Origin of the sequence: Nostoc sp. CALU 1950 (genome assembly GCF_051172895.1) — a bacterium.
In the GTDB taxonomy this organism is placed as follows: Bacteria; Cyanobacteriota; Cyanobacteriia; order Cyanobacteriales; family Nostocaceae; genus Nostoc; species Nostoc edaphicum_A.
This window is the reverse complement of sequence record NZ_JBDNJQ010000053.1, coordinates 1-26,535: the sequence shown is the minus strand read 5'-3', so window position 1 is coordinate 26,535 and position 26,535 is coordinate 1. Positions and strand designations below refer to the sequence as shown.

The window sequence follows — 26,535 nt, the reverse complement described above, 5'->3', positions numbered from 1 at the left end:
AGGGTTTAGGCTCCTATCTCTCTCCTTTGAGGGATGCATTGTGAATTAGTTCACGGTGGTATTGATTTGAGGTTATTTTGGTGGTGCTTGTCTGCACCTGAGCGATCGCTATTAATTTCAGTGAATATTTTCAGTAGAAGTGTGAAGGCGATCGCTACATTAATTTAGTCTTTATAGCGGTTATTGAATTAAAGCTTGAAACCGTTCATCTTTACGAATGCCATCAAAATCTGAATCAGTCTTTGCCCATTTACTACATTGATCAGGATTCAAATTAATTGCTTTTTGCAGTTTTTCTAGTGCCTGCTCAATATTACCTTTAAGGGCATAACTGCAAGCTTTGTTGTACCAAGCTTGGTGATAATCTGGTTTAATTTTCAGTACTTGGTCATAGGATGCGATCGCCTCTTCATAGCATCCTAAATCATCTAGCACAATCCCCCGATTGTTCCAAGCTTCATGTTTATTTGGGTTTATTTTCACTACTTGATCGTAAGATATGATTGCTTCTTCGTTGCATCCTAAATTGTATAAAGCAATCCCCCGGTTGTACCAAGCTTCGTGTTTATCTGGTTGAATTTTTAGAGCTTGATCATAGGATGCAATCGCTTCTTTATTGAATCCCAAATTCCGTAGAGCAATCCCCCGATTGTACCAAGCCCAATCGTAATTTTGTTGTAATTTCAGTGCTTGATCATAGGAAGTAATCGCTTCTTCATAGCGTCCTAAATTGCCTAGTGCTATGCCCCGCTTGTTCCAAGCTTGATAGTTATTTGGTTGAATTTTTATCGCTTGGTCGTAGGATGCAATAGCTTCTTGATAGCGTCCTAAATTTTTTAGAGCATTGCCCCGATTGTACCAAGTTTCGTCTTTAGCTGGCTGAACTTTTAGAGCTTGGTTGTAGGATACGATAGCTGCTTCATATTCTTTCACAGTGATGAGCAAGCTTCCCAGTTCAAGTAGTAAACTAACCTTACAATTTTCTGTCTGATGTCTTTCCGCTAGCAAGTCCTTAATTTCCAGGACTTTCTCAATTTTTTGTTCTGCACTAAGTTTCAGATATTCTTCATAGTCTCCTTCCAATAACAGACGATTTGATTCTTGTTCTACCAATTCTGGCGTTGTCGGTAATTCAAATACCCCAGAACGCCAATCAAAAAAATCTGGAGCGCGATGAATAAAATAGTTTATCGAAAATGAACGCAAAAGAAAAACAAAGCTAATAGGAAAATCATCTCTAAAGCGTTCTCGCTGTTGGTTTAAGTGATTTAAAATATGCGGAACACTAGTTAAATTGCTAAATTGCCCTTCTGTAATTTCCCCAAAACTTCTTTTTTCATACTTGTATAAAGAATATTCCAGACCCTTAATTAATAAAATATCAACTTGCTTGTCTTTAATAAACTCTGCTACGGGCTGATATAAATTATCAATCGCCTCAACTAACCGCAAAACTGCAATCTTCTTCTGCGGAATCTCCTGGGGAAGTTTGACAATGAACTTGTCTGCTTCCCCAGGTGTACATTGCACGAAAAACAAACCAAATCCTGATTTACGCTTCAGTGCGCGAAGCAAGTCTTGATAAACTTCTTCTGATTCTGGGGGTAAATCATCATCCCAATCGCTTAAATTTGGGTTCATGAAAGTTTCGCTACGGCTTCTTTAAATTCTGGAATTCCTTGAATCAATGGATGAATATCATACCAACGCTGCATTTCTCCCTCATCATCCAAATAGCGGTATTCTAAAAGACAACGGTTATACATTAAATTCCGATACAAGTCATCATTAATAATGCGTTTAGAACAAGACACTTCCGCTAACAGATACCATTGATGATTTTCCACAGTGCGGCGATAAGTATCCCTGGCTTGAGTAATTGCTCGTCGCACCGCCTTTTCTGAAACAGGTAATTCTTCAGTGCGTCCAATGGCATCTTGAGTTAACAATAGCAAATTCCTCACATGACCTCCACTCATTAAACAAAGTCTATCTAAGGTTTGGGGACTGTCGAAAATTTCTGTTTCTAGTGATAGTTCGGGTGCAATTTGCCGGACTCGCTTGTTAATTACTTCCTTAACTTTCTTGAGTCCTGGCTGGTAAACTTCCCCCTTGAGAGTGTTTACCATAATCATCGGCAAAATTTGGGGGTCGCCGTAGATATCTCTGAGGTCTGTTGCCCTTGTAGAATAGGCCATTGAAATGGGGACAGTGTAAATCAAATGGCAATCTAAAGCTTGGAGTTGTTCGCTGCGGTCTAAAAAGACTTCCTCATAGTTGGTGCGTCCGTCGCCATCTTTGACTAACACCATCCGGTCTAAATTATCGACAATTACCGCCAGTTGAGTTTTACCCGTAGGTAAGTTCTTTTTTGCATCCGTTAGAAACTCATTTAACACCTCAATTAAAGGAACTGTGTAAGGATCAATTTTTTGGCGAATCTTCTGGCGTAATTCAGGAACAGCTCTTAAATTTGCGGTTAACTTGGCGAATTGAGCAACTTGGGCTTCTACTTCCAGACTCTCAAACTCTAGGGGAGTCAGCGCCAAATCTTTTAAATCTACCCAACGATCTTTCAACCAGTCAAGTATGGGACGAGGACTAGCAATTTCTTTTAAATCTTTGAGCAAACGGCGGGTACAGGCGAGGAGAATATCTGTATATTGGGCATCTTCAGAATCGATATCCTCTTCATCAGCCGCAAAATAGACTACATAAAATTTCCGATTTTCTAAATACTTCTTTAACCTAAGTAATTCTGTAGACTTCCCCGCACCCCGATGACCAGAATACAATTGGCAAGTATTTGTATTTGCCAGTTGCATCCGATTTCCCAACTCTTGCAAAATATCGGCATCTCCCCGCACATCCTGACAATCTACATATTTTGGATCACCTGCGGGTAAGGGTTCAAAGGGGTTAAAGGCGTTGTAGAGGTTTGCGAGTAAGTCAGTACTATTAACCATAGGTAAAAAATATAGCAATGATGCTCATAATAATCGAGATTATACAGAGTTGAGGTGGATTCATCCAGTTCAAATACTCGTCAACGGAGTTCAGAGGTGGATTCATCCAGTTCCAAGACTCGTTAACGGAGTTCAGAGGTGGATTCATCCAGTTCCAAGACTCGTTAACGGAGTTCAAAGGTGGATTAATCCAGTTCAAAGACTTGTTAACGGAGTTCAAAGGTGGATTAATCCAGTTCAAAGACTCGTTAACGGAGTTCAAAGGTGGATGAACGCACCTCAAATACTCGTCAGCAATAAAACTACTACGAGATAGGAAAATCTCTACTTCCCTGTTGTTACAAAAGAGAAACTGGGGTTAGAGTCTTGCGCCAGTGCTTCACCGCTGTTTCTAATTCTCCCGACAACCAACTATCAAATTGCGGATAAACTGGCGATCGCGCCACCAATTCCCACCCCGCAGGTTGTAAAATTTCTCTCAATGCCTGTTCCTGAACATGAGGATAATCAGGATTCACCTCATCTTTTGGCCCAATTCCACCCAAATCTCCCGCACCAGCTTCGATACAAGCGAGTAACCATCGGTCATCTTTAACTAAGTTTGGCGGAATTTGAATAGTAATATCTGGCGGTAAAATCTCACGCGCTTTAGCAATTACTTCTGGTAACTGATGAGGGTCAAAAGGTGGTGCATCAAAGGTTTGCTGATATCCTGGACTATGAGGTTGTAAGATAACTTCTTGAATGTGGTGATAACGTTGATGCAGTTCAGATATAGCTGTCAATGTTTCCCACCAATCATCTACAGTTTCCCCAATTCCTAACAGTAACCCAGTTGTGAAGGGAATCTGCAACTCTCCCGCCCATTGCAATTGTTGTAAACGAACTTCTGGTAATTTACTCGGTGCGTGCCGATGTACACTATTTAACAATGTTGGCGTTAACTGTTCCAACATCAGCCCCATCGAAACATTCACACGCTTGAGTTTTTGCATTTCTTCAAAACTCAGTGGCCCCGCATTTGTGTGAGGTAAAAACCCCATTGAAAGCGCTAATTCACACAAATCATAAATCCGCTCAAACCACACCTGACGCTTTGGCGAATGGGGATGTACTTCACCGCTAAGTATAAGGATTTCACAGACTTTTTCGTTTTGAAGTGGTTTTAAAATACTGTCTGCATCTAAAAGACTCATCCACGGACTTTTACCCGGTTCGCTGCGAAAGTTGCAGTAACTACACCGATTAAAGCACTCGTAAGTGGGAACGATTGTATAAGCAGGGCTATAGGTTACAAGACGAGAATTATTAATTGGCATAAGCAGAATAAATTTGCTCTTAGTAAGCAGCCCCAGGTTTATTTTAAGGTCTGGAGAGACTGACTACAAACCTTTAATTATTCACGCCAACTTATTTATTAGATAAACGAAAACTATTTTGCTTTGTAAATTTCTGGTAATTGCCACCAAGGAATATGGGGATACTCGTGGTGTTCTTCGTGGTAGCCGAAATGATAGCACGTAATAAATGACCACCAAATTGGACGGTTAATCGTTTGGGCACAATGAGGCTGAATATAGCCTGTGATTGGTTCACTATGTGGGAGGAAAGTACCAAAATAAAATAATTGGAATGAACTTAGAAGTGAAGGAAGTACCCAAAAATAATTTAGATTTTCACTTGGTATATGAAGTATATATTTTGCAAAGTTATAAATAATTGTTAGAGCAATTATTTGTCCCCAACTCCAGTAACCTTTCATAAAATGTAAATACCAAGCAAAGAAGTTTTTGTATTTACCATTATGAAAATCTGGGTCTATTTGAGTTGCTGGATTGTGGTGGTGTAGCCAATGCTTTTTCAATAATTTTTTATATGGTAAAAGACCATAAAGAGATAGGGTTAATGTCCCAATAAAATGATTAATTTTGCTGTTTTGGGGAAACACCACCCCATGCATAGCATCATGAGATGTAATAAATAATCCTGTATATAAAAATGTTTGCCAAGCTATGCTAGGCAATAGCATCCAAAGTTTTAACTTCGATATGTCAAGGGGAAGTAATAAACTCAAGCTAATGACCCATACACTAACAATGACAATAGCAATGAAAAGTCCTTTAAACTGGGATTTACTTTTCACTACTGGAGTCAGTTTTGTTTGATGACTGGGTGGTTGTTCTAATTGAATCACGCTTTTACTCCGCCTAGTATTCAGGTGAAAATTCCTAAAATATAGTCACCACAAAAACCACTAACCACCAGCCAGAAAACTCTATTAGTGGTCAGTGTTTTGCATTGGATAGTGCCAACACTTAAGATATTTAGAAATATTAAGATACTTTAACTATTATTACACATCCAACCGCCATACCAACAACTGTTTTTGGTATGGCGGTTGGATTATGTAAGTTATGGTACTGATAGCTTTGGTGATTATAAAAACTAGTGTTTTTAAAATGGGGCTTTTTAAACAGCCGAAGTCTGGAAAAAAGGCGGTAACATAATTAGCGTCAAGAGTAGGGAATGAAGTAGAGTAATTCGTGCATGAGGCTGTAGCCGTTGAGATCCCAAACTAATGTAGGCTAGAAAGCTATCTTTGCCAAGCGATCGCACCAAAGTTCAGACTAAAGATTAAACTTCAACTCTAAGGATGAGATTTCCAAGCTTTTCAGGAAACACTTTGAAGTTAGCGAAATAGTATTTATATTGTCAAAAAAATATAATGTCAATTAGGAAATTTACTGATTTTTATTATCCAAACTAACAAAGATAAAATAATAAATATGGCTCCTAGTAAGCTCAAAACCTGGAGCCACTTACTACAAGAGAATGCTTATAATTACTCGCATTCTCGTTTAGTCACATAGTGGCGGTAGCGAAACATCGCTTCTAATTGCGCTTGTACTAGCCAACCACTGACAAATTCAACAGTTCCTCCACCAGGCATAGAGAAGGAAATAGCGTCAGTTAATCTGGTTTTGCCATTTTCTGATTCAAATTCATGTCGATGTACCCAAGATTCAAAGGGGCCAGATATCTGTTCGTCGGTAAACAGACGATATTTTTCACATTCAGTATGACGCGCTAACCAAGTTAAGGGTAATGGGCCGAGAAACAGGCGAAATTCGGTGATAGCGCCCACGTTTAGTCCTCCTTCACGACGAACCACTTGGACTGGCTGCCAAGGTGGATTCAACAGTTGCAAAATATCTGGCCTTTCGTGAAATTTCCAAACTACTTCTGGTGAGGCGTTAATGATTGAGGAATGTTTAAAGTGCAGCATGGAAAGAAAAACCTAAAATTCAACTTTCGGATTCGGTATCAATCTCGATATCTAGGGTATCTTCATCAACCCGCACATACAAAATATTTGGGTTACAACAAACTTGACAATCTTCAACGTAAGATTGCTGTCCTCCAGCACTCAAATCAATAAAAGTTAAGTTCGGTTCGCCGCAATAGGCGCAGTAATACTCGGCTGTGTTTTGCATCAAGTTTTCAGCTATGAATTCAATGGCTGTAATTCCTTTGGAGATGGGTTGATATAACTCTTAGCATCAGCCAAATGCTTTAGTAGTGTAGACTGTGGCAGAGGCCCTTGCAAGTGGCTCCAGGGTAATACTTGTTCTGTTGACCATTCGGCGTGGACGTAGAAATCTAAATCGGGGATTTGTCCTTTGAGTTGCTTGAAAGCACGTTTGTAGCTACCCAAGGAATCGCCAAAGTCACGAGTAAGTTCAAGAAGTTGGGAGAGTCTGCGATCGCCTCTCGATAATAAAGCCTGTATAATCGACCAATTATAGCTTTCTGGGCGAAATTCTATCCCCTGTGGTTTTAGCTGTTTTTGCAAAAACTGCAACCGCTTTTCGGCTTGGCGATTCACCCCAAACCATTGAAACGGTGTGTGTGCTTTGGGTACAAAGGTGCTGCATCCGTATGTTAAGCGCAATCCCGGCGCAGCTTTTTTGATATTACGCATCATCGCCACAGTTTGCTCTAAATCTTCTGCTTCTTCACCAGGAATTCCTGCCATCCCGTAGAGTTTTAAGCTTTTTAATCCGCCAGCTTTGGCATTTATGGCTGCTTGAATAATTTCATCATTATGCAGCTTTTTGTTGACGATTTGGCGGATTTTCTCAGAACCACTCTCTACTGCAATGGTAAGCGATCGCGTGTCTCGTTTCGTCAAAGTTTCTGCTAACTGGACTGTTACAGTATTAGTTCGCACTGAGGCAATACTGAGACGGACATCATCATATTTTGGCTGACTAATATAATCTAGCAACGCCTCAAATTCTGGATGTTGAGTAACTGAAGCCCCTAATAATCCTAGCCGGTTTGTGACTTCTAAACCTTTTGCGATCGCTGGAATTAACGAATCTTCCAGACTGGCTGTTCTAAAAGGTAACGTGAGATAACTCGCCAAACAAAAGCGGCACATTTCTGGACAACTTCTCACCACTTCCACCATGTAAATGTTTTCCCAGGCGGCTTTTTCGGTGACTACAGTTGATGCCGATAGAGTATTTCCTCGGTAAGTTTGCTTTTGCACCACTGCGGGAATTTCGGGAGAAATCGGTTTAATAGACTTTACTTCACCATCTTTTGTGTGATATTCCACCTCATACAAACTGGGTACATAAATTCCTGGTATTTGTGCAAGTCTTTTTAGTTGAGTTTGTCTTGAGGCATTTCTGACTTCTTTATAAGCCTCAATAAAATTCCCTAACAGGGTTTCGCCATCCCCCAGTAAAACGACATCAAAAAAATCTGCAAAAGGTTCGGGGTTAGCAGTAAGAACGGGGCCACCACCAAAAATTATCGGATGAGAATCATCACGAGAGGTTCCTCGAATGGGAATTTCTAAAGATTCCAGCAAATTTAAAATATTCACATAATCCAGTTCCCACGAAATCGAAAATCCCACAATTTCCGGCGTTCTAGGGAGTTGTTCGTGAGTATCGGTAAACAGGCGACTCACCTGTACATCATCACGCATTGCCAAAGTTGCCCACACTACTTGATAGCCAAGACTAGTGATACCTACGCTGTACTCGTTGGGAAAGGCGAAGATTATGGGTATAGCGTTGGTGTCTGGGGTGGTAGGTGTAAAGAGAAGGCGTTCAGAGTCAAATACAGATGATGTCACAGGTGTTTGTTAGAGGCAAGTTTATCTATATTTAATTTTAAGCCATAGAATAATTAAGTTAAAAACCAATGTTACGGCGTTAGCAAGAATAATTGGCAAGGATTGTAAATAAATTCCATAGATTAACCACAAAAAAATACCACTTATGAATGTAATTAACGTAACGAAAGAAACATCTTTTGCTGATTTTGTTTGCCAAGTTTTAAACATCTGTGGCAAAAAAGATATTGTGGTTATTGTGGCAGCCGCTAATCCTAGAACTGTCAGAAAATCCATGTTTAATTATTTATATTAAGTTGCAATATTATACATCAGCGATCGCCCTTGCCTGCTTAATAAAACGCTATATGAGACATTTTACACTGTTGAGCGATCGCTACAACAGCGAAACAACAAGATTAGCGACTTATTGAATAAGTCGCTAATCTAAAAATGTATCACGGTCTTAGCAATAATAATCGGTGAAAATTGTCATTTATGTTTTGAAATTTTCCCCTACCGATGATTCTCAGCCATAAGGTTTCTGAGATACATGGCAACTGATGAATTGTTACTATCTGTCTAACTTCTCCTGCGACTCGTCTAGATGCTTGGACTTCGCCGTAAGGAGTGAGTAATTGTTCGAGGTAGTCTTTGGCAAATTGGTCATGGATGAATCTGGTCATGTTGATAGTTTGGTGATGCAAACCAGTTTATTTACCATTGTCTGACGATTTGTTGAGATAAGATTTAGCCCAAGCATATCGTTGTGAATCTTTTTTCAGCAGGTATTCTATTACTTTCCGACGCTTATTTTCATCCTTAGCATTTTTCACTACTCGCTTGATTTCAGAATCCATATCTCTAGGATTAGCACCACATTTGATTGCTTCTTGAAACCAATATTCACCATCTGAATATTGATGTCGTTCAAAACAAATAGCTCCCATCAAAGTGTAAGGGTGATGGCTTTTTGGTTGATACTCAATAGCTTGACGGGCGCAATTTTCTGCGTTATCTAATTTTTCAATATCTCGAAATGCTCCACCTCTGCTGGTTAGCAACGCTGACTTGAGTTTATTTTCTTTTATTTTGTCGAATTCCAAATTATTCGTCAGTTGCAATGCCTGTTCTGGTTTATCTGCTTTGCGCCAATGGCTACTAGCATTTGCTAGGTTCCATTTGTTGTCAGTGCGCTGAAACTCCTGCTCATAGAAATTTGCTTCAATTGTGTGGTAAGCAATCCAAATCTTACCAGAGACTAAATTCTTCTCTTGATACTTAGGCTCTTTTTGCCACGTGTAATAACTATATGTTGGTTGAAGCACTTTAATTTTAGTCTCTTGAAGCCAAGCAAAATCTGTTGGTTCAAGTCGCTCTTTTAACTCAAGCTTTTGCAAAATTGTGTATAAAAAACTGGTCTGTGATTTATCTTGATAGCCTAAAACATCATATTTGGATTTCAAAGCTGCAAAATGCTTTTGTTGAGCAAGAATAATTATATTTTCTCGTCCATTATTTTTCAGCCAGTCAATTTCTGATTCATTTAGAGTTTCTCCTGATTCTATATTTAACTTGAGAGTATTAGCATATTTTTCGTTAGCAATTTCTATTATCTTAGTCAGCTTACGCTTTTTCAGAAAGTTAATATCCTGTTCGCCTAATTGATTGGATAAATCAAGTCTTTTGAGAACTTTATACAGGTGACTTTTAGGAGATAAATCTTCATAATGAGTTACTTTATATTTAACTCTCAAGGCAGAAAATTCTCGTGTTTGTTCCAATTCTTGACCAATGGTAATTGTTTGGCTAAGTCCTTGCTGTTCTAACCAGTTAATTTCCGACTCACGCAAATTTTTGTTCGCATCAATGTTTTGCAAGATTGGATACAGTGGACTGGATAATGATAAGCCAGAGTTTAGATTCGCTTGGTATTTCTCTCTTAACTGAGCAAAGTGAGTTTCTTTTAGTGACTCTTTTTGTTGAAAAACTTCTGCTGTTTCAAAGAGTTTGTTGTTGATTAACCAATTATATTCATAATTACTTAGACGTTCTGCTAATTCTAATTTTTTCAGTATTTGCTCAAGTAGACTATCAGGATATGAATCTTGAGATTGAGTCGCTTTGTACTTAGATTTAACTTGAGTAAATTGTTTTATCTCTTGAGAAATTTTATTGGTTTCATATAAACCATTTGCTCTCAGCCATTGAACCTCTGAATCAGTGAGTAAATTCCCTGACTCAAGTTTCCAAAGCATGAAATACAAATGACTAGATTGCCAAGAAACACCATGCTTTGTAGCTTTATATTTAGACTTTAATTTAGAGAATTCAACCCCTAATTTTACGAAGTCCTTTAATTTATCTTGCTGTTCTTGACATATAAATTCAAGATCATGCTCTTTTAACCATTCAATCTCTAATGTAGTTAGCTCAATTCCTAAATCAACTTTACGAAGTATGAGATAGAGAAGACTAGAGGGTGATGAATCTTTATATTTCGTTGCTTGATACTTGGACTTTAGGCTAGTAAAGTGTTTTAAGCGATCTTGATACTCTTTATCCGTATTGATAGCAGCCGTCATAGCACTTACTCAAATGTGTTATCCGCTACTATAGCAATACAGATAAAAAAGGGCGAGTCAGACACTCACCCCCGAAGCATAAATATTTTCTGAAAAATCTTTACAACACCTTACACTGTCCATGATGCCGTAACAAATGGTCACACAACACCAGCGCCACCATCGCCTCCACCATTGGAACTGCACGTGGTAGCACACAAGGATCGTGTCGTCCTTTCGCAGCTAATAATGTTTCTTCACCTTCACGAGTTACTGTCTTTTGCTCTTTTCTAATTGTCGCCGTCGGCTTAAATGCAACTCGTAAAATGATATTTTCCCCGTTGGAAATTCCCCCCTGAATACCACCCGAACGGTTAGTTACAGTGCGAATTTCACCATTTTCATCAATATAATATTCGTCGTTATGCTCAATTCCCGTTAACAGCGTTCCGCCAAAACCGGAACCAATTTCAAAGCCTTTGCTAGCAGGGAGAGACATCACACCCTTAGCAATATCAGCTTCCAATTTATCAAATACTGGTTCGCCCAAACCTTTCGGCACATTACGCGCTACACATTCCACGACACCGCCGATAGAATCACCTTGTCTACCAACTTGCTCAATTAATTCAATCATGCGATCGCAACATTCAGCATCAGGACAGCGGACGATATTACTTTCCACTTGTTCTAAGGTGACAGTATTTGGATCAACTACACCTTCCAAGTCTTTGATGCGCTTGACGTAACCGATAACTTCAACATTGGCAACTTGACGGAGAATTTTTTTAGCGATCGCACCTGCTGCTACTCTGCCAATTGTCTCACGCGCTGACGATCTACCCCCACCTTGCCAATTGCGAATGCCATATTTTGCATCATAAGTTGCATCTGCATGAGAAGGACGATATTTTTCGGACATCTCGTCATAATCTTGGGGACGAGTATCTTTGTTCCGTACCAAAATTGCTATGGGCGTTCCCAAGGTTTTACCTTCAAATACCCCTGATAAAATCTCGCAGGTATCCGCTTCTTTGCGAGGGGTGGTGATTTTACTTTGTCCCGGACGCCTTCTATCTAATTCTACTTGAATTTCTTCTGCCGAAATTTCTAGTTGTGGAGGACAACCATCAATCACAACCCCCACACCGCCGCCGTGAGATTCACCAAAAGTAGTGATGCGAAATAGATGACCAAAAGTGTTGCCCATGATCTTAAAGAAAAAGGATGAGGCTTATGTATTTTACCTAGAGTTCGCGCAAAAGTTAATTCTTGTACTTGTTTTGGTACTTGGACTGTATGAGTACAAATAAGAAAGCGCCCTCTGTTTAGAGAGGGCGCTTTCTCAATTTAGCTAAACTTCAGAATTAACCGTTGATAGCAGGAGCGGAAAGAGCTACAGGAGCAAAATCACCAGCAGCCAAATCTAGAGGGAAGTTGTGAGCGTTCCGCTCGTGCATTACTTCCATACCCAGGTTAGCGCGGTTGATTACATCTGCCCAAGTTGCAATCACACGACCTTCAGAGTCAATGATTGATTGGTTGAAGTTGAAACCGTTCAAGTTGAACGCCATTGTGCTTACACCCAAGGCGGTGAACCAGATTCCGATTACAGGCCATGCTGCTAAGAAGAAGTGCAGTGAACGGCTGTTGTTGAAAGAAGCGTATTGGAAGATTAGACGACCGAAGTAGCCGTGAGCCGCAACGATGTTGTAGGTTTCTTCTTCTTGACCGAATTTGTAACCGTAGTTTTGTGATTCAGTCTCAGTTGTTTCACGAACTAGTGAAGAAGTTACGAGTGAACCGTGCATTGCAGAGAACAAGCTTCCGCCGAATACACCAGCTACACCTAATTGGTGGAAGGGGTGCATCAAGATGTTGTGTTCTGCTTGGAACACAATCATGAAGTTGAATGTTCCTGAGATACCCAAAGGCATACCATCAGAGAAGGAACCTTGTCCGATTGGGTATACCAAGAAGACTGCGGTTGCTGCTGCTACTGGAGCAGAGTATGCGATCGCAATCCAAGGACGCATTCCTAAGCGGTAGGATAGTTCCCATTCACGACCCATGTAGCAGAATACGCCAATCAGGAAGTGGAAAACTACCAATTGGTAAGGACCGCCGTTGTACAACCACTCATCTAAGGAAGCTGCTTCCCAAATTGGGTAGAAGTGCAAACCAATTGCGTTGGAGGAAGGTACTACTGCACCGGAGATGATGTTGTTTCCGTAGATCAAGGAACCTGCTACTGGTTCACGGATACCATCGATGTCTACTGGAGGAGCGGCGATGAAAGCGATTACGAAGCAAGCGGTAGCTGCTAGCAAGGTTGGAATCATTACTACGCCGAACCAACCGATGTAAATCCGGTTGTTGGTGCTGGTGATCCATTCGCAGAATCGATCCCATACGTTGGCGCTTTCGCGACGTTGTAAGGTTGTTGTCATTGTTTTATAAATGCGATTATTTGCAGATGAATTTAGGTAGGTTTGACTACCTGTTACACATCTTAAATAATTTATTGCGTTTTGTAAAGTACTTTCAGAAAGAATTTTCTCTTGGGATTTACGCACCCACAGAAAATCCCCAATTCACTGAAAAAGGGGATTTTGGGTGATACGATTTTGGATTTTAGATTTTGGATTGTGAGAAACGCACTTTATCAATGAAGGCAGGAGGCAGAGGGCAGGAGGCAGAAGGAAAACTGCCCGACGCTCAATAGCGCAGCGTTAGCGACACAGGAGCGTCTGACTTGCTACCGCTGCGCTATCTATTTCCTGCCGGGTTTAAGACCCATTCCAAAATCTCTGATTTGTTATCCTGCAATCAGTGTAGCCTCCCGCCTCCTGCCTTCTTCAATCTTCAATTCGCTACTGGCTGCTGGGATATGGAGTCTATACCCACTTCTTTTAAAGGTGGACGCACACATAAATAAATTAATGGGCCAAATAACGGTATCAACGCTATTAACCAGAAAAACTGGGGATTTTTCCAACCGCGACGCGCCATATCATCCCCCAGTAATGTGGGAAATAATAGGCAAAGTAGACAGAAGTCTAAACTCATCACATTGATGAAGCGATTAGTTTGCCACTGTTGGACAAAATTGCCCCAATCTCCCTCTCTTAAACCATAAGCAACTAAAATAGCTGTCGCTACCGTCAAAACAACCCCAGTCATACGAGAATCTAGCAGTTTGAGTAAGGTATTTTTTTTACCAATAAACTGATTATTTGGTTCCCTAATGGCTAAGTACGGCAACAAAGCAAAAGCACCAACTGCGAACGAAGCGATCGCAAACAGCCAAGCAGGTGTTTTTTGTCCTCTGCCATCAATCAACACTACTGCACTGTAGATGAGAGGCCAAATACCCATGAGGTTGAATAGTGATATTACTAAAGGGTTAACACCTTCCCACTGCACAGTAGAAAGGTTTTTAATTAACTCGAATGTACCGGGTTGCTCAGGAGGCGCGAGGAAAAACGCATAGATAGTGAATCCCAGCCACAGTAAGCTAAAGGAAATTTTTCTAACCATGAAATATTTAAGTACTATTAATTTTGCCGCTATAAATTGGGCTATCTGCTTGCTATGGTATCGTTCATTTGCTATTACACGATACGATATTAAGGATTGAAATAACTGAAAGCTTCAGAGAGATAATCAGCAGCAGATGCTACTACTGCGATCGCACTTTCATAATCTAGGCGTGTTGGCCCCAAAACTCCCACACTTCCTACTGGTATAGAACCTCGGCGATAGTTGGAAGAAATCAAGGTGCAGGTGCGTATCGGTTCTAATGGATTTTCTGCACCTATGCGAACTGTTACCTTTGGTTTAGCACCATCCTCCAGTTCTGGTTCTTCAAATATTAATCGCCACAGTTGGTCTTGTTCTTCTTCCAACAGGTGGATGATGGTTTGTACCTGCTGTAACTGGGAAAATTCTGGTTGGCGTAAAACTTCTGACACACCCCGAATCATAATTTGGGTTGCAGTCGGTGCATGAGTGCGACGACTCAATTCGGCAACTGAGTTTTTCAAGAATTCCCCGTAGCGTTGGAATTCTTGATCTAGTTCACTCCAGTTGAGGTAGGCTAATTCCAACAGACTTCGACCCCGCAAGTGGCTATTCAAAAAATTAGAAACAATCTGCAACTCGCGATCAATCACCTCTGAATCGCGCTGTGTTTCTTCTGGTGTTGAAGCCAAATCCATTAATTTTGAATGTGTCTCGTAACCATCAGTCACGACAATCAGCATGATCCGCCCAGCTTCAATTTGCACTAATTGCAGATGTCGCAATAGTGCTGTAGTGGTTTGCGGCATAGTGATCAAGCTAATACAACCACTCAAGGTTGCTAGAATTTGCGCGGCTCCTTGGAGTAAGGCTTCTAAACTCCGATCTTCCCACTGAAGATGCTTTTGCAACGCCACCTCTACTTCTCGCCCTAAAGTTTCCGTTCGCGTAGCGTCTCGCAGAGAGGGTGTAATTAGCTGGTCAACATAGATGCGATAGCCTGAGTCTGAAGGTACACGTCCAGCAGACGCGTGTGGTTGGTAGAGTAATCCAGACTTTTCTAAAACGCCCATCACATTGCGAATTGTCGCCGAGCTTACACCCAGGTCGTACTCCTCGACCAAAGCCTTTGAACCAACTGGCTCTGCCGTAGCAATGTAGTGACGTACCGTTGCCCAAAGTATATGCTGTTGTCGATTTGTTAACTGGACTTCCATTGTGGTATGTTTTGCTGAAGGCAAATTTTAATCAAACTCTGAAAAATTTGTGAATTTAATCGAAAACAGAGAATATTAATAATTTATTAAGATAGCAAATTATACAGCTATATTATGATAAGTATTTTTAAAGTTAATATACATGCAGCATTTTTTAAGAGTAGGTTTGAGATAGTAGCCCAATTTTTTGGCAAAAGCTGCTAGTTATAATGTACCCTTAATCTGCTTCTTTCTAACCGTATTTTTGCACAAATTTGTATTTGCAAAAGTATTATTAGATACGTAATTTTTCGCAATAGCTCATGCTGAACTGTAATTTGGGCAAATCAAAAAATCTTGTGCAGATGTACTTGATGTCCAAATTGCAAGCTTTCCGGCAAGCATTTAAAGTGATGTATTACTGTTATTAGCATAGCAAAAGCCAGATGGAAGAGTGAGTTCCACCTGAGCAAAAGCTAATATTGGGGAATTGAAGGGTCTACTAATACAGAATAGGCATCAATACCACCCGAAATATTCTGCACATTTGTAAAACCTTGAGCAATCAACCACTGGCACATCTGAGCAGAGCGGATACCGTGGTGGCATAGCACAAGAGTTTCCGCTTGGGGATTGAAGAGGGTAGGTACTTGATCTCCCCATTCGGTAAATTGACTTAAAGGTAGGTTGACAAAGCCTTCAATGCTAGCGATCGCCAATTCTTCTGGTTCACGCACATCTACTAGCTGAATACTTGCATCACTAGAAGAAAGACGTTGCCCCAGTTCTTCTACACTAATTTGGTTCATGGGTTGACTAAAAGAATTCCCTATAAACAGTCCTAATCCTATTTATGGTGACAGAAAATCTCTGCCTTCGCATGAGTATCCATTCTCAAGAGGGTTGATAAATTCTGCTAGGCTTTCTGCTTAAATGGCTGTAAACCGTCTTTTTTAATAGGTTTAATGTGAATAGGCAACGTTCATTTATTGGTTTTATCGTAGCTGGGGCGATCGCACTGCTAGTAATTGTGATCGCTGGCTTTTACTGGTTCTTCGCCAAAAATCCGGCTAACCTCATTGCTTCTACCTCTGGGCCTGGTGCAGCCATATTCGTGTCCAAACTTTCCCCTGCAATGGTTTCATTGCTGACGAATCCTGACCGTTTGCAAGTGTTGGAGCGTGAAGAAGAACTATCTAAACTCAAAACCAGTTTATTCGCCAAAAGTGGCATAGATTACAAGCAAGACATTCAACCCTGGTTAGGGAACGAAATTACATTAGCGATCACCACATTAGATATCGATCGCGATCCAGAAAACGGACAGCAGCTAGGGTATCTGTTAGCACTAGCAACCAAGCAACCGGAGAAAAGCCGCGAGTTTGTCGAGTTGTTGTTTTCTAAACGGGCGTTAGCTGGAGCAAACTTAGCTGTTGAACAATATAAAGGCGTAAAACTGATTTCTGACAATTCTCAACCAGAACAAGATTTGCTTGCTGGTGCTGTTGTTGGCGAAGGCTTTGTATTATTTGCCAACGATCCGAAAGTGCTGCGAGATGCGATCAATAACGTCCAAGCGCCCGATCTGAATTTGACTAGTTCCCTCGAATACCAAAAAGCTAGAAAAGAACTGCCCAAAGGGGGTTTAGCTATAGCTTTCTTGAATCTTCCCATCGTGGCAAAATGGCAAGGGTTAGAGCTACCAGAACAAACATATAACAGCGAAATCATTTCTCTGGTGTTAAACCCCAAAGGATTACTAGCGGAAACCACCTTTTTGACTTCATTGGAAATTTTTCCTCCATCTCCACCGCTATCTAAACCTGTGGGAGCATTGCAGTATATTCCAGCGTCCGCAGGTTTGGCAATTTCCGGCTCGAATTTGAATAATTTAGCTGACAGTGATTTAGCCAAACTCTGGAAACAAGCAACAGCAACTATATATGGTTCTGAAGAAGATGTGGTTGCTCGGTTAGCAAAACCTCTGGTAGATGTTCAAAAACGCTGGGGGATAAACTTACCAGAGGATATTTTTAGCTGGGTACAAGGAGAATATGCCATAGCATTGTTACCTGATAAAGAGCAAATAACCCCCCATTGGATTTTTGTGGTGGAAAAATCCGAGGGTGTGGAACAAGGCGTTGCTCGTTTAGATGCGATCGCCTCATCCAATGGACTCAGTATTAATCCCTTGACTATAGACAAGCAAAAAATCTCCGCTTGGACAGAGTTAACCACGGCTACAAAAAAAACTGATGCCAAAGAAGGAGCATCCTTTAGCATTGAAACAAAAGTGCTGGGATTGCATACAACTTTAGGAAATTACGAAATTTTCACCTCTGACTTAGAAACTATGGATGAAATTCTCACAACTAAGGATAATTCCATAATTGACAATCCTAATTTCAAAGATAGTATTGCTGCAATTCCCTTACCAAACCAAGGCTATATATATCTTGACTGGATAAAGAGCCAGAATTTGTTAGAGCGTCAAGTGCCAATTCTCAAACTAGCGGAAGTTTTAGGGAAACCGTTTTTTGATAATCTGCGATCACTCACAGTCAGTAGTTATGGAACTGACACGCGATCGCTCAAAGGTGGCGTTTTCTTCAAACTCCATAAATAATTCGTTTTTCTAGGGTGTCTGTGATGAGGCGGCCGCCTACATAATATTTGGAGAATGACAAAAAATAGAGTCAAGGTAGGCGTTACTGCCTACCTTGACTCTATCTCCTAGTATTTCCCCTAGCGCCGCTATCTTCCCAAGATTAGAATGCGCTTGCTGTGGGGCGGACAATTACTTCATTGATATCGACATCATCTGGCTGGGACACGGCATACAAGACGGCTCTAGCGATCGCATCTGGAGTCAGTGCGATTTTGCGAAATTCTTTCAAAGCGCCTTTTGCAGAATCATCCGTGATATCAGAGCCGAGTTCAGTCTCAACAACACCAGGGGATATTGTTGTCACGCGGATATTTTTCGATTCCTGACGCAGCCCTTCGGATATGGCCCAAACGGCATATTTTGTCGCGCAATAAACCGCACCGGTGGGCACCACCACATGTGCGCCGATGGAAGCAGTATTGATAAACTGACCGCCGCCTTGCGCTTCCATGATGGGCAAACCCGCAGCAATGCCATTCAAAACGCCGTGGATGTTCACATTAATCATGGTGTCCCACTCCTCAACTTTCAGGGCGTTCATCGGGGAAAGGGGCATAACACCTGCGTTGTTATAGATGACATCAACGCGGCCAAACTTGTCTAGAGCAAAGTGAATGAACTTTTTCATATCCTCACGATTAGCGACATCCACTGCCTTGAATTCTGCTGTGCCGCCTTCCTTGTGGATATCCTCAACAATTTTTTCCAGTTTTTCCGTGCGTCGTGCGCCTAAAACAACTTTTGCACCGTTTTTAGCTAGCAATTTGGCTGTAGCTTCACCAATTCCGCTACTGGCTCCAGTGATGATAACAACTTTGTTTTCTACGTTTGTCTTGTCTTTCGTCATTGCCTTATCCTTTGACTGTTTTATTCGATGTGTTCATAATATGCCTGTAATCAAGAGTTTTAAATGCACAAACCTCGCGTTTTATTGCCTAATTCTCCAAAACAAGATTTTATGAGTAGGCAAAGATGTTCTACAATCATCAAAGAAAAATGATTAAATCACTCAGGAAGCCAGCATGGCGATTGAAATACTGAAGCATGGCGCGGCTGTCAATGAGTGTAAAGAACTGGCAGCATTATTAGAGAGGCACACTGACGGCAAGGGGAACGGTGTCCACAAAACAGATATCAATAAACTGGAATTTATGCGGGAATCTTTTACTTCCACCGCACTACAGTGTGTTTATGAACCTATTCTTGGCATCGTCGTTCAGGGTAAAAAAGAAGCTTTATTGGGTGAGGAAACTTATCGTTATGGCGCGGCTCAATATCTTGTTGTCTCAGTTGATTTACCGCTCAGTGGATTTGTTATCGAGGCCACGCCAGACAAGCCCTATTTAGGATTCAAGCTGAATTTAGATCCACGGCAACTCTGTGACATTATTGCCCAAATTAGACCAGGTACGCCTAAGAAAGAAAACTCTGTCAGAGGCTTGTTTGTAAGTAATGTTGATGCACCGTTGATCGACTGTGCCCTAAGACTGACACGGCTTTTAGATACGCCACAGGATATCCCCATACTGGCGCCGATGATTATCCGCGAAATGTATTATCGCCTTTTAATGGGTGAACAGGGTGAAGCTGTCCGCCAGATTGCTACATCCGGCAGCAATATGCAGCGCATTGCCGAGGTGATAAAACTTATCAAGGCTGATTTTACAAAGCCGATGCGGATTGAGGATCTAGCTGGGCAAGCTAGTATGTCTCCTTCATCTTTCCATCACCATTTTAAGGAAGTAACATCAATGAGTCCGCTTCAATATCAAAAGCAATTAAGACTATTAGAAGCGCGTCGCTTGATGCTTGCCGAAAACTCTGATGCCGCCAATGCTGCCTATCAGGTGGGTTATGAAAGTCCCTCACAGTTCAGCCGTGAATATTCCCGTATGTTCGGTGCGCCGCCAATTAAGGATATTGAACGTTTACGTACAGCTTGAGCGGAGACTGTCCATTTATCGTTCAGATTAAACCACAATATTGGCGTAATAAACTAAACACGCTAGCTGAAGTTGTCTAGTCCAAAAGAGGTAATTACATCTAAATCATTAGTTGCAAAATTGTAGCTGCTATCTAGATCAAGATACAACCTAGCAATTACCTGCCTGCATTAAAAGTCATTAATTGTGGCACATTTTAATGTGGCACACCCAACTGAAATTTCACTGGAATTTTTTCATTAGAATATGTATATATAACTACTAATTTAAAAGCCTGTTGGAGGGCTACTATGAAATACTGTCGCCCCCGACTTCAGTTTTGCGGCGGTTGGCTATTGGCTTTACTTACCGCCATCACAGCTACCCCCGTAATAGCAGAGACAGCGAATTTTGGCACTTTCAATTTATCAACAAACTTTGATCAAGCACAAGGAACATTACAGGGATTTACAGGTGGTTCTTACTCATTGTCTGCCATAAGTAACCGCGATCGCGATCAAAAAGCCTGTATTGGTTTTGCCGATCCAAATCCAGATCATATTATGGTTTTGGAAAAGGACTTTTCCCAGCTAACAATCCAAGTCGATAGCAACAACACCGACACAACTTTACTAATCCAAGGCCCAGATAACACTACAATTCGTTGTGGTGATGACACTGGCAAAAGTAAAGATGCTAGCGTTAGCGATCGCGACTGGAAAAACGGCACATATCGGATTTGGGTAGGTACATTTAATCCTGGAGTCAAGCAAGATTATACTCTGACAGTGGAGCAGCAGTGAAGTAGGGAGTAGGGGATAGGGGATGAGGGGGACAAGGGGACAAGGAGAATAACCATGCCCAATCCCCAATCCCCAACCCCCAATCCCCTATTCCCAATTTTTAGGTGTAACACTTGAGAGGATAAGATGGGAGAGTAGCTTGTTGTGCTTTCCGAGGGTGCTATCTCGTGCTATCTATACTGCGTGCTGACTTTCGTATCATATTTGAACGTGACCCAGCTGCCCGTAACTGGTTGGAAGTTTTATTTTGTTACCCAGGTTTGCAAGCCCTGCTATTTCATAGGCTGGCTCACTGGTTGTATAGTCTTGGTCTTCCTTTGATTCCCCGCCTGATTTCTCACTTGGCTCGATTTTTGACTGGAATTGAAATCCACCCTGGTGCAGTAATTGGGCAAAGTGTGTTTATTGACCACGGTATGGGTGTAGTAATTGGTGAAACTGCGATCATCGGAGACTATGCCCTAATTTATCAAGGTGTCACCCTTGGAGGTACTGGTAAAGAATGTGGCAAGCGCCATCCAACTGTGGGTGAAAATGTCGTAGTTGGGGCTGGAGCGAAGGTACTGGGCAATATCCAAATTGGCAATAATGTCCGTATTGGTGCGGGTTCTGTTGTTTTAAGGGATGTACCTTCAGACTGTACTGTGGTAGGTGTGCCTGGGCGCATTATGTATCGTTCTGGAGTTCGGGTTTCACCTCTTGAACACAATAACTTACCAGATTCAGAAGCTCAAGTAATTCGTGCTTTAGTAGACCGGATTGAGGCGTTGGAAGAACAAATACAAACTCTTCAGCGCACCAATTCTTCAGAAAAAACTCCTGTTTTAGTGGGTTGTTTAGCAACCAAAGAGGATGAGCCAACCCACGATTCTCGCTGGTGCAACCTCAAAGATAAGACCATCCAGCAATTTCTAGATGGTGCTGGCATTTAGTTAAAAGTCAAGGGTTAAGGGTCAATCTTTTGACTCTTGACCAAATAATTCGTAATTCGTAATTCGTAATTCGTAATGATTTCACGGATTAATCGCTTCGCTAGACCACTCTTGCTGGTGATTACGGTGGTAAAGCCATCGATTTTGTGGTTCGCCGCGTAATTCTAAATGGTCTACTTGCACTGGATCGAGTAGCAGGAGACAAAAATTAGGGACTGGTTCAACAGGATCAGGCGGTGATGGCTCAAAGGCTCCTGCTTCTTGGATTCTGGGTTTACCAGGATAGGGCCAACCAAACTGTAAACGCGCCGCATCACTTAATTCTTGCCACATTGCGATCCGGGCTGGCTGTAAATTCTGGTGAGAATCATCACCGCTTACCAGAGTCAAACAACCAGTGATGCGGAATTGTTCTCGTGTATTGGGAAAGTACCAGCAAATTTCTGCCCAAGGTTGTTGCTGTATTTGGTCGGCTTTGGCGCTACGAGTATCAGTGATAAATCTTAGTTGGTTTGTATCTTCCAGGAAGCCGCGAAAGACTAGGGTACGATTAGCGGGGCGGCCATTGGGTTGCACTGTTGCTAGTTGCAGGTAACGGGCATAAACAAGGCTGCGGTTGCGATGGAGTGCATGAGCGATCGCACCTCGCCAAGGAGCAAGAGACATATTAATTCGTAATTCGTAATTCGTAATTCGTAATTTTTGAAAGTCAGATTAAATCTGGGTTTCCAGGTTTGGGTCTGTTGTCTTATTTTAGACAATTGGTACAACACTAAGTAAATAATTTTGCTGTCTCTGTGTCTTTGGATGAGTATTATCCTTATTTCAACGCAGAATATACAGTATGTTGTATAAGTTTGCAGATGAGCTATGGCAGAAATTCAAGTTGGAATTGAAGGGGAAGGCGCACCAGCAGCAGCGGAGGCTTTGCTAGAAATTCCTGGAATATCGGGAAGCTATGAAGTTCCGACGCAAAGGGAGGGAACTCTAGCGGCGATCGCTACTATTATTGGCATTGTGGGTGGTGTGGCGGCTTTAGCTGAACAAATCCGCAAATGGTATCAGGAATGGCATAAATCTCATCCTGGGAAGCAATTTGATGTGGTAATTCTTGACCCTGATACTGGAAACAGGATTTTACTCGAAGACGCTACTATAGAGGAAATCACGGAAATCCTCAAATCTCTCAACAAATAAGTGCAAACTATCCGCATTCAACTTCGGGAAAGTACGCAGGAAACTGTTGAACTCAGGTATTGGCTACCTCAACAAAAGCACTATGAATCACGTCGCCTGAAATTAGCAGAAATTGCTGATTTCCTCAAGCAAGGTGAACGAGATTACTATAAACTGCTGCCCAATTTACCAGGAATCGGGCAGCAGTTATTTTTTTGGTTGGATGGGGATGGACGGTGGTTGAGTCGCGGAATTGCTAACTGTCGCGGTGAGGGGTTGGTAATTGCTATTGATACTGATAAAAAATTGGCACATCTACCCTGGGAAGTGCTGCATGATGGTGAGGATTTTTTGGTGAAGCGGGTTAATCCAGTGGTGTTACCTCTGCGCTGGATTGAAAAAGAAACGGAAGCGTTTTCTGTGGAAGCACGACAATTGCGAGTATTGTTTATGGCAACCGACCCGGAAGATGTGCAACCAAAGTTAGAGTTTGAACAGGAAGAAGCGAGAATTCTGGCTGATACGCGAGATTTTGCTGTAGATTTGCGGGTGGAAGAAAGCGGTTGCGTTAGCGAGTTGGGTAAGGTGTGGAGTCGCTATTTTAATGACTTTGATGTGTTTCACCTCACAGGACACGCTTCAATTACTCCTGGTGAAGCGGAAAAGAACCCCACCCCCAACCCCTCCCCGCAAGCGAGGAGGGGAGAAGAATTAGAGGCGAATACGCCTTACTTTATTACGGAGACGGATATTGGGGAACGCCACGAAACTACAGCCGCAGAACTGGCGGAAGTTTTTCGGTTTCGTTTTCCTAAGTTGGTGTTTTTGTCTGGGTGTCGGACTGGACAAGCAGCAGATAAAGGCGCTGTCCCTTCAATGGCTGAGGCACTTATTGAACAAGGAGCTAGGGCTGTTTTAAGTTGGGGGCGGCCTGTCGAAGATCGGACAGCTACAGCCGCCGCCGCGCACCTCTACGGCAAATTGGCTGCCGGATATCAATTAGCTGAAGCACTCGCTAGCACTTACCAGCAGTTGTTTAAACAGAAAGTGGGTGACTGGCATTTGTTGCGGTTATATGTCCAGGGAGAATGTCCGGGTGCGTTGGTGGAAGTGGTGGGAGATTTGCCACCCTCTGCGCCGGAACCTGCTTATCAACAGTTTTTAGATCCCGATACCCAACTGGTGCGGGTGGCGAAACCCTCTGAGTTTGTTGGGAGACGCCGGACTTTGCAACGTTGTCTCAAAGCGATTCGCACTTCATTAGGGGTACTAATTCACGGACTGGGGGGTGTGGGTAAGAGTACTGTGACGGCGCGACTTCTGGAAAGGATGGTTGGCTATCACAGGCTGGTGAACTTTCGGCAACTGGATGAGGACAAACTGCTCAAAACCCTTGCTGAACAATGTACCGAAGAACGGGGGCATGATATTCTCAATGGCAAGTTACCCTTGATGCAGCGCCTCACCAAGTTTTTCACTGAAGGACTGAATACCAAAGAACAGCGCTTTGCCTTTGTGCTGGATGACTTTGAGGCTAATTTGGAATTACGAAATGGGGTTTATGTCTTGCAACCACAAGTTGTGGATGTTCTGCTGGCGTTGCTGAAGGCGATGCAAAATTCCCAACTTCCCCACAAGGTAATTATTACCTGTCGCTACAATTTCACATTGTCGGAACTGAATCATCGTCTGTACCGCGAACCTCTGGGTGCTCTGGGTGGGGCAGATTTAATTAAAAAGTATAATCGTCTGGATTCGTTTAATGGCAGTTGGCAATTTCAGCCAGATTTGCCCGAACGTGCCAAACAAGCAGCAGATGGAAATCCTCGGCTGTTGGAATGGTTAGATCAGATTTTGCAAAATTCCCCGAAGTCGCCGGAAGCGGAGAGGGGAGTTGAGATGATTCTGCAAAAGATGCTAGATAGGGTAAAGGAATTTCGTGAGGATATTTTGGCACAGGAATTGCTGAAGCAGCAAACTCCAGCTTTGCGTCAAATGCTGGGGAAGTTGTTGGTGTATGAGTTACCTGTTCCTCAAGCTGCTATTGACCCGATTTGTGAGGATATCTCAAGTTGGGAAAGTCATAAGCAACGCGCTGAAATTTTGGGTTTGTTGGAAGTTACCCTTACCAACAACACAGAGAGGTTGTATCGTGTTCCCCGGATTTTGTCACCGTTGCTAGAGTTTCCAGAAAACCCCAAGGGTGAAGAGTTATATAAACAAGCTGCACAAATTTTATATCGTCTGTGGTGGGAAGAGGCGGAAAGTTCTACGGAAGCACAAATGTTAGAAATTCATCGCCTGGCATTGTTAGGGAAGGATAAAGGAATTACGGCGAACATTGCCAGTCATTTAGCAAATATCTTATGGCATCAAAGTCGGTTTAGGGAAGCGGTACATTTATGCAAATCAACCATAGAAATTGCTGAAGACTATCGTGTTCTCAAAGAAATGGCTTATTGTGAACACCAACTTGGTGAGGTTGAACAAGCACTGAATTATTATCAACAAGCTTTAAAGCTTTGTCCAAAAGAAGACGAGCAAGAATTAGCATTAATCTATCACTATTTAGGGATATTAAAAGCTACCAAAGGGGAAGTAGATGAAGCGCTCACTCTATACAATCAGTCTTTGGAAATAACAGAACGCATTGAGGATGTCCAGACTAAAGCGGCGACGTTGCACCAATTGGGAAGTATCTACGCCGACAAAGGGGAAGTAGATGAAGCGCTCACTCTATACAATCAGTCTTTGAAAGTGTTTGAACATGTTGGCAATACCGACTGGACAGCACGAATTTTACATAACCTAGCAAATATCTACGCCAACAAAGGGCAAACAGAGCAAGCGTTCGCACTCTACAATCAGTCTTTGGAAATAACAGAGCGTAGTGGTAATGTCCAAGGCAAAGCGGCAACGTTGCACTCACTAGGAAATCTCTATTTCAACAAAAGGCAAGTAGATCAAGCGATCGCACTCTACAATCAGTCTTTGGAACTAAATGAACGCATTGGAGATGTCCAAGGTAAAGCAGTAACGTTGCACCAATTGGGAATTCTCTATGCCAACCAAGGGCAAGTAGATCAAGCGATCATATTCTACAATCAGTCTTTGGAACTAAACGAACGCATTGGAAATATCCAAGGTAAAGCGGGGACGTTGCACTCTCTGGGAATTATCTACGCCAACAAATGGCAAGTAGACCAAGCGATGACACTTTTCAATCAATCTTTGGAACTAAACGAACGTATTAATTATGTTAAAGGCAAAGCAATGACTCTGTGGTGGTTAGGACATTTGGCAGAACAGCAGGGTGAATACACTAAAGCGATATCCTATTTACAACCCGCTTTAGAGATTTTGCATCGATTGAAGTCACCGGATGCTGAAAGTGTGAGTGCAAGTCTTGATAGGGTAATGCGTAATTCGTAAAATGTCCAAGAGAAAGCGGCGACGTTGCACTGTCTGGGAATTATCTACGTCAACAAAGGGGAAGTGGATGAAGCGATCAGACTCTACAATCAGTCTTTGGAAATAAGTCAACGCATTGGTGCTGTCCGAACTCAAGCAATGACTCTGCGGAAGTTAGGAGATTTGGCAGAACAGCAGGGTGAATACACTAAAGCGATATCCTATTTGCAACCAGCTTTAGAGA

At 42.0% G+C, this 26,535-nt stretch carries 26 protein-coding genes; 9 read left to right on the top strand and 17 right to left on the bottom strand.

Annotated elements, in window-relative coordinates; translation table 11 throughout:
* Window positions 1–33: 33 nt before the first annotated feature.
* The gene (locus ABF638_RS16195) at window positions 34–168 is read left to right on the top strand and encodes a hypothetical protein (RefSeq protein WP_435023820.1); all 135 of its coding nucleotides are present in this window, start codon (window positions 34–36) and stop codon (window positions 166–168) included.
* 12 nt (window positions 169–180) lie between these two features.
* On the opposite strand, the gene ABF638_RS16190 is transcribed toward ABF638_RS16195, so the two are convergent.
* The 8 genes from ABF638_RS16190 to ABF638_RS16155 form a co-directional block, all read right to left on the bottom strand.
* Window positions 181–1,641 (bottom strand): tetratricopeptide repeat protein, encoded by a 1,461-nt coding sequence (locus tag ABF638_RS16190; RefSeq protein WP_435023819.1) that lies wholly within the window; start codon window positions 1,639–1,641, stop codon window positions 181–183.
* Window positions 1,638–2,966 carry an ATP-binding protein gene (locus ABF638_RS16185; RefSeq protein ID WP_435023817.1) on the bottom strand — a complete coding sequence of 443 codons (1,329 nt, stop codon included), beginning with the start codon at window positions 2,964–2,966 and terminating at the stop codon, window positions 1,638–1,640. The genes ABF638_RS16190 and ABF638_RS16185 overlap by 4 nt, the downstream gene beginning before the upstream one ends.
* Before the next feature lie 338 nt (window positions 2,967–3,304).
* The gene (gene cofG / locus ABF638_RS16180; protein ID WP_435023815.1) at window positions 3,305–4,285 is read right to left on the bottom strand and encodes a 7,8-didemethyl-8-hydroxy-5-deazariboflavin synthase subunit CofG; all 981 of its coding nucleotides are present in this window, start codon (window positions 4,283–4,285) and stop codon (window positions 3,305–3,307) included.
* Window positions 4,286–4,398: 113 nt separating this feature from the next.
* Window positions 4,399–5,160: a beta-carotene ketolase CrtW gene (crtW, locus tag ABF638_RS16175; RefSeq protein WP_435023813.1), complete on the bottom strand. Its 762-nt coding sequence runs from the start codon at window positions 5,158–5,160 to the stop codon at window positions 4,399–4,401.
* A 648-nt stretch (window positions 5,161–5,808) separates the two neighbouring features.
* Complete coding sequence (locus ABF638_RS16170; RefSeq protein ID WP_335054672.1) at window positions 5,809–6,252, bottom strand: SRPBCC family protein; 444 nt, start codon at window positions 6,250–6,252, stop codon at window positions 5,809–5,811.
* 19 nt (window positions 6,253–6,271) lie between these two features.
* Window positions 6,272–6,460, bottom strand: a complete 189-nt coding sequence (locus tag ABF638_RS16165; RefSeq protein ID WP_012411100.1) for a CPXCG motif-containing cysteine-rich protein — start codon at window positions 6,458–6,460, stop codon at window positions 6,272–6,274.
* An 11-nt stretch (window positions 6,461–6,471) separates the two neighbouring features.
* Entirely contained in the window at window positions 6,472–8,118 is a 1,647-nt protein-coding gene (locus tag ABF638_RS16160; protein WP_435023811.1) for a B12-binding domain-containing radical SAM protein, read from the bottom strand.
* A 21-nt stretch (window positions 8,119–8,139) separates the two neighbouring features.
* A complete protein-coding gene (locus ABF638_RS16155; RefSeq protein ID WP_435023810.1) occupies window positions 8,140–8,394 on the bottom strand; it encodes a SemiSWEET transporter in 255 nt (84 codons plus the stop codon).
* Here ABF638_RS16155 and ABF638_RS16150 point away from each other — a divergent pair.
* On the top strand, window positions 8,331–8,531 hold the full coding sequence (locus tag ABF638_RS16150; RefSeq protein WP_435023845.1) for a hypothetical protein: 201 nt from the start codon (window positions 8,331–8,333) through the stop codon (window positions 8,529–8,531). The two genes, ABF638_RS16155 and ABF638_RS16150, sit on opposite strands and share 64 nt — an antisense overlap.
* Window positions 8,532–8,555: 24 nt before the next feature.
* On the opposite strand, the gene ABF638_RS16145 is transcribed toward ABF638_RS16150, so the two are convergent.
* The 7 genes from ABF638_RS16145 to ABF638_RS16115 form a co-directional block, all read right to left on the bottom strand.
* A complete protein-coding gene (locus ABF638_RS16145; RefSeq protein ID WP_435023844.1) occupies window positions 8,556–8,783 on the bottom strand; it encodes a hypothetical protein in 228 nt (75 codons plus the stop codon).
* A gap of 27 nt (window positions 8,784–8,810) precedes the next feature.
* Window positions 8,811–10,682: a tetratricopeptide repeat protein gene (locus tag ABF638_RS16140; RefSeq protein ID WP_435023809.1), complete on the bottom strand. Its 1,872-nt coding sequence runs from the start codon at window positions 10,680–10,682 to the stop codon at window positions 8,811–8,813.
* Window positions 10,683–10,782: 100 nt separating this feature from the next.
* Window positions 10,783–11,871 (bottom strand): chorismate synthase, encoded by a 1,089-nt coding sequence (gene aroC / locus ABF638_RS16135; protein ID WP_435023807.1) that lies wholly within the window; start codon window positions 11,869–11,871, stop codon window positions 10,783–10,785.
* Window positions 11,872–12,028: 157 nt separating this feature from the next.
* On the bottom strand, window positions 12,029–13,111 hold the full coding sequence (gene psbA, locus ABF638_RS16130; RefSeq protein WP_181932309.1) for a photosystem II q(b) protein: 1,083 nt from the start codon (window positions 13,109–13,111) through the stop codon (window positions 12,029–12,031).
* Window positions 13,112–13,526: 415 nt separating this feature from the next.
* Window positions 13,527–14,201, bottom strand: a complete 675-nt coding sequence (locus tag ABF638_RS16125; protein WP_435023806.1) for a DUF2834 domain-containing protein — start codon at window positions 14,199–14,201, stop codon at window positions 13,527–13,529.
* Window positions 14,202–14,290: 89 nt separating this feature from the next.
* A complete protein-coding gene (gene hrcA, locus ABF638_RS16120) occupies window positions 14,291–15,400 on the bottom strand; it encodes a heat-inducible transcriptional repressor HrcA (protein WP_435023805.1) in 1,110 nt (369 codons plus the stop codon).
* A gap of 455 nt (window positions 15,401–15,855) precedes the next feature.
* Window positions 15,856–16,188 (bottom strand): rhodanese-like domain-containing protein, encoded by a 333-nt coding sequence (locus ABF638_RS16115; RefSeq protein ID WP_435023804.1) that lies wholly within the window; start codon window positions 16,186–16,188, stop codon window positions 15,856–15,858.
* Window positions 16,189–16,346: 158 nt separating this feature from the next.
* Between ABF638_RS16115 and ABF638_RS16110 the strand changes: the two genes are divergently transcribed.
* The gene (locus ABF638_RS16110; protein WP_435023802.1) at window positions 16,347–18,005 is read left to right on the top strand and encodes a DUF3352 domain-containing protein; all 1,659 of its coding nucleotides are present in this window, start codon (window positions 16,347–16,349) and stop codon (window positions 18,003–18,005) included.
* Between the two features lie 142 nt (window positions 18,006–18,147).
* Here the strand turns inward: ABF638_RS16110 and ABF638_RS16105 are convergent, their stop codons facing one another.
* Window positions 18,148–18,894 carry an SDR family oxidoreductase gene (locus ABF638_RS16105; RefSeq protein ID WP_322676152.1) on the bottom strand — a complete coding sequence of 249 codons (747 nt, stop codon included), beginning with the start codon at window positions 18,892–18,894 and terminating at the stop codon, window positions 18,148–18,150.
* A 175-nt stretch (window positions 18,895–19,069) separates the two neighbouring features.
* Here ABF638_RS16105 and ABF638_RS16100 point away from each other — a divergent pair, with 175 nt between their 5' ends.
* The 3 genes from ABF638_RS16100 (at window position 19,070) to cysE (ending at window position 21,704) form a co-directional block, all read left to right on the top strand.
* On the top strand, window positions 19,070–19,990 hold the full coding sequence (locus ABF638_RS16100) for an AraC family transcriptional regulator (protein ID WP_435023801.1): 921 nt from the start codon (window positions 19,070–19,072) through the stop codon (window positions 19,988–19,990).
* Window positions 19,991–20,280: 290 nt separating this feature from the next.
* Complete coding sequence (locus ABF638_RS16095) at window positions 20,281–20,772, top strand: hypothetical protein (protein WP_435023799.1); 492 nt, start codon at window positions 20,281–20,283, stop codon at window positions 20,770–20,772.
* Window positions 20,773–20,939: 167 nt separating this feature from the next.
* A complete protein-coding gene (gene cysE / locus ABF638_RS16090) occupies window positions 20,940–21,704 on the top strand; it encodes a serine O-acetyltransferase (RefSeq protein ID WP_435023797.1) in 765 nt (254 codons plus the stop codon).
* A gap of 81 nt (window positions 21,705–21,785) precedes the next feature.
* Here cysE and ABF638_RS16085 read toward each other — a convergent pair whose 3' ends face one another.
* Window positions 21,786–22,370 (bottom strand): Npun_F5749 family FMN-dependent PPOX-type flavoprotein, encoded by a 585-nt coding sequence (locus ABF638_RS16085; RefSeq protein ID WP_435023796.1) that lies wholly within the window; start codon window positions 22,368–22,370, stop codon window positions 21,786–21,788.
* A 204-nt stretch (window positions 22,371–22,574) separates the two neighbouring features.
* On the opposite strand from ABF638_RS16085, the gene ABF638_RS16080 reads away from it, so the two are divergent.
* The 3 genes from ABF638_RS16080 to ABF638_RS16070 form a co-directional block, all read left to right on the top strand.
* Window positions 22,575–22,901, top strand: coding sequence for a hypothetical protein (locus ABF638_RS16080; RefSeq protein ID WP_435023795.1), 327 nt, complete (start codon window positions 22,575–22,577; stop codon window positions 22,899–22,901).
* Window positions 22,902–26,312, top strand: a complete 3,411-nt coding sequence (locus tag ABF638_RS16075) for a tetratricopeptide repeat protein (RefSeq protein ID WP_435023794.1) — start codon at window positions 22,902–22,904, stop codon at window positions 26,310–26,312.
* A gap of 24 nt (window positions 26,313–26,336) precedes the next feature.
* On the top strand, window positions 26,337–26,535 hold a 199-nt coding region (locus ABF638_RS16070; RefSeq protein ID WP_435023793.1), incomplete at its 3' end, for a tetratricopeptide repeat protein.

What these genes read in the sequence shown, in the direction of transcription:
- ABF638_RS16145 (WP_435023844.1), bottom strand. Translation starts at nt 8,783, where the DNA reads ATGACCAGATTCATCCATGACCAATTTGCCAAAGACTACCTCGAACAA.
- ABF638_RS16185 (WP_435023817.1), bottom strand. Translation starts at nt 2,966, where the DNA reads ATGGTTAATAGTACTGACTTACTCGCAAACCTCTACAACGCCTTTAAC.
- cofG (WP_435023815.1), bottom strand. Translation starts at nt 4,285, where the DNA reads ATGCCAATTAATAATTCTCGTCTTGTAACCTATAGCCCTGCTTATACA.
- psbA (WP_181932309.1), bottom strand. Translation starts at nt 13,111, where the DNA reads ATGACAACAACCTTACAACGTCGCGAAAGCGCCAACGTATGGGATCGA.
- ABF638_RS16115 (WP_435023804.1), bottom strand. Translation starts at nt 16,188, where the DNA reads ATGAACCAAATTAGTGTAGAAGAACTGGGGCAACGTCTTTCTTCTAGT.
- ABF638_RS16170 (WP_335054672.1), bottom strand. Translation starts at nt 6,252, where the DNA reads ATGCTGCACTTTAAACATTCCTCAATCATTAACGCCTCACCAGAAGTA.
- ABF638_RS16165 (WP_012411100.1), bottom strand. Translation starts at nt 6,460, where the DNA reads ATGCAAAACACAGCCGAGTATTACTGCGCCTATTGCGGCGAACCGAAC.
- ABF638_RS16140 (WP_435023809.1), bottom strand. Translation starts at nt 10,682, where the DNA reads ATGACGGCTGCTATCAATACGGATAAAGAGTATCAAGATCGCTTAAAA.
- ABF638_RS16105 (WP_322676152.1), bottom strand. Translation starts at nt 18,894, where the DNA reads ATGACGAAAGACAAGACAAACGTAGAAAACAAAGTTGTTATCATCACT.
- aroC (WP_435023807.1), bottom strand. Translation starts at nt 11,871, where the DNA reads ATGGGCAACACTTTTGGTCATCTATTTCGCATCACTACTTTTGGTGAA.
- ABF638_RS16100 (WP_435023801.1), top strand. Translation starts at nt 19,070, where the DNA reads ATGGCGATTGAAATACTGAAGCATGGCGCGGCTGTCAATGAGTGTAAA.
- ABF638_RS16190 (WP_435023819.1), bottom strand. Translation starts at nt 1,641, where the DNA reads ATGAACCCAAATTTAAGCGATTGGGATGATGATTTACCCCCAGAATCA.
- hrcA (WP_435023805.1), bottom strand. Translation starts at nt 15,400, where the DNA reads ATGGAAGTCCAGTTAACAAATCGACAACAGCATATACTTTGGGCAACG.
- ABF638_RS16080 (WP_435023795.1), top strand. Translation starts at nt 22,575, where the DNA reads ATGGCAGAAATTCAAGTTGGAATTGAAGGGGAAGGCGCACCAGCAGCA.
- ABF638_RS16195 (WP_435023820.1), top strand. Translation starts at nt 34, where the DNA reads ATGCATTGTGAATTAGTTCACGGTGGTATTGATTTGAGGTTATTTTGG.
- ABF638_RS16155 (WP_435023810.1), bottom strand. Translation starts at nt 8,394, where the DNA reads ATGGATTTTCTGACAGTTCTAGGATTAGCGGCTGCCACAATAACCACA.
- ABF638_RS16085 (WP_435023796.1), bottom strand. Translation starts at nt 22,370, where the DNA reads ATGTCTCTTGCTCCTTGGCGAGGTGCGATCGCTCATGCACTCCATCGC.
- ABF638_RS16095 (WP_435023799.1), top strand. Translation starts at nt 20,281, where the DNA reads ATGAAATACTGTCGCCCCCGACTTCAGTTTTGCGGCGGTTGGCTATTG.
- ABF638_RS16125 (WP_435023806.1), bottom strand. Translation starts at nt 14,201, where the DNA reads ATGGTTAGAAAAATTTCCTTTAGCTTACTGTGGCTGGGATTCACTATC.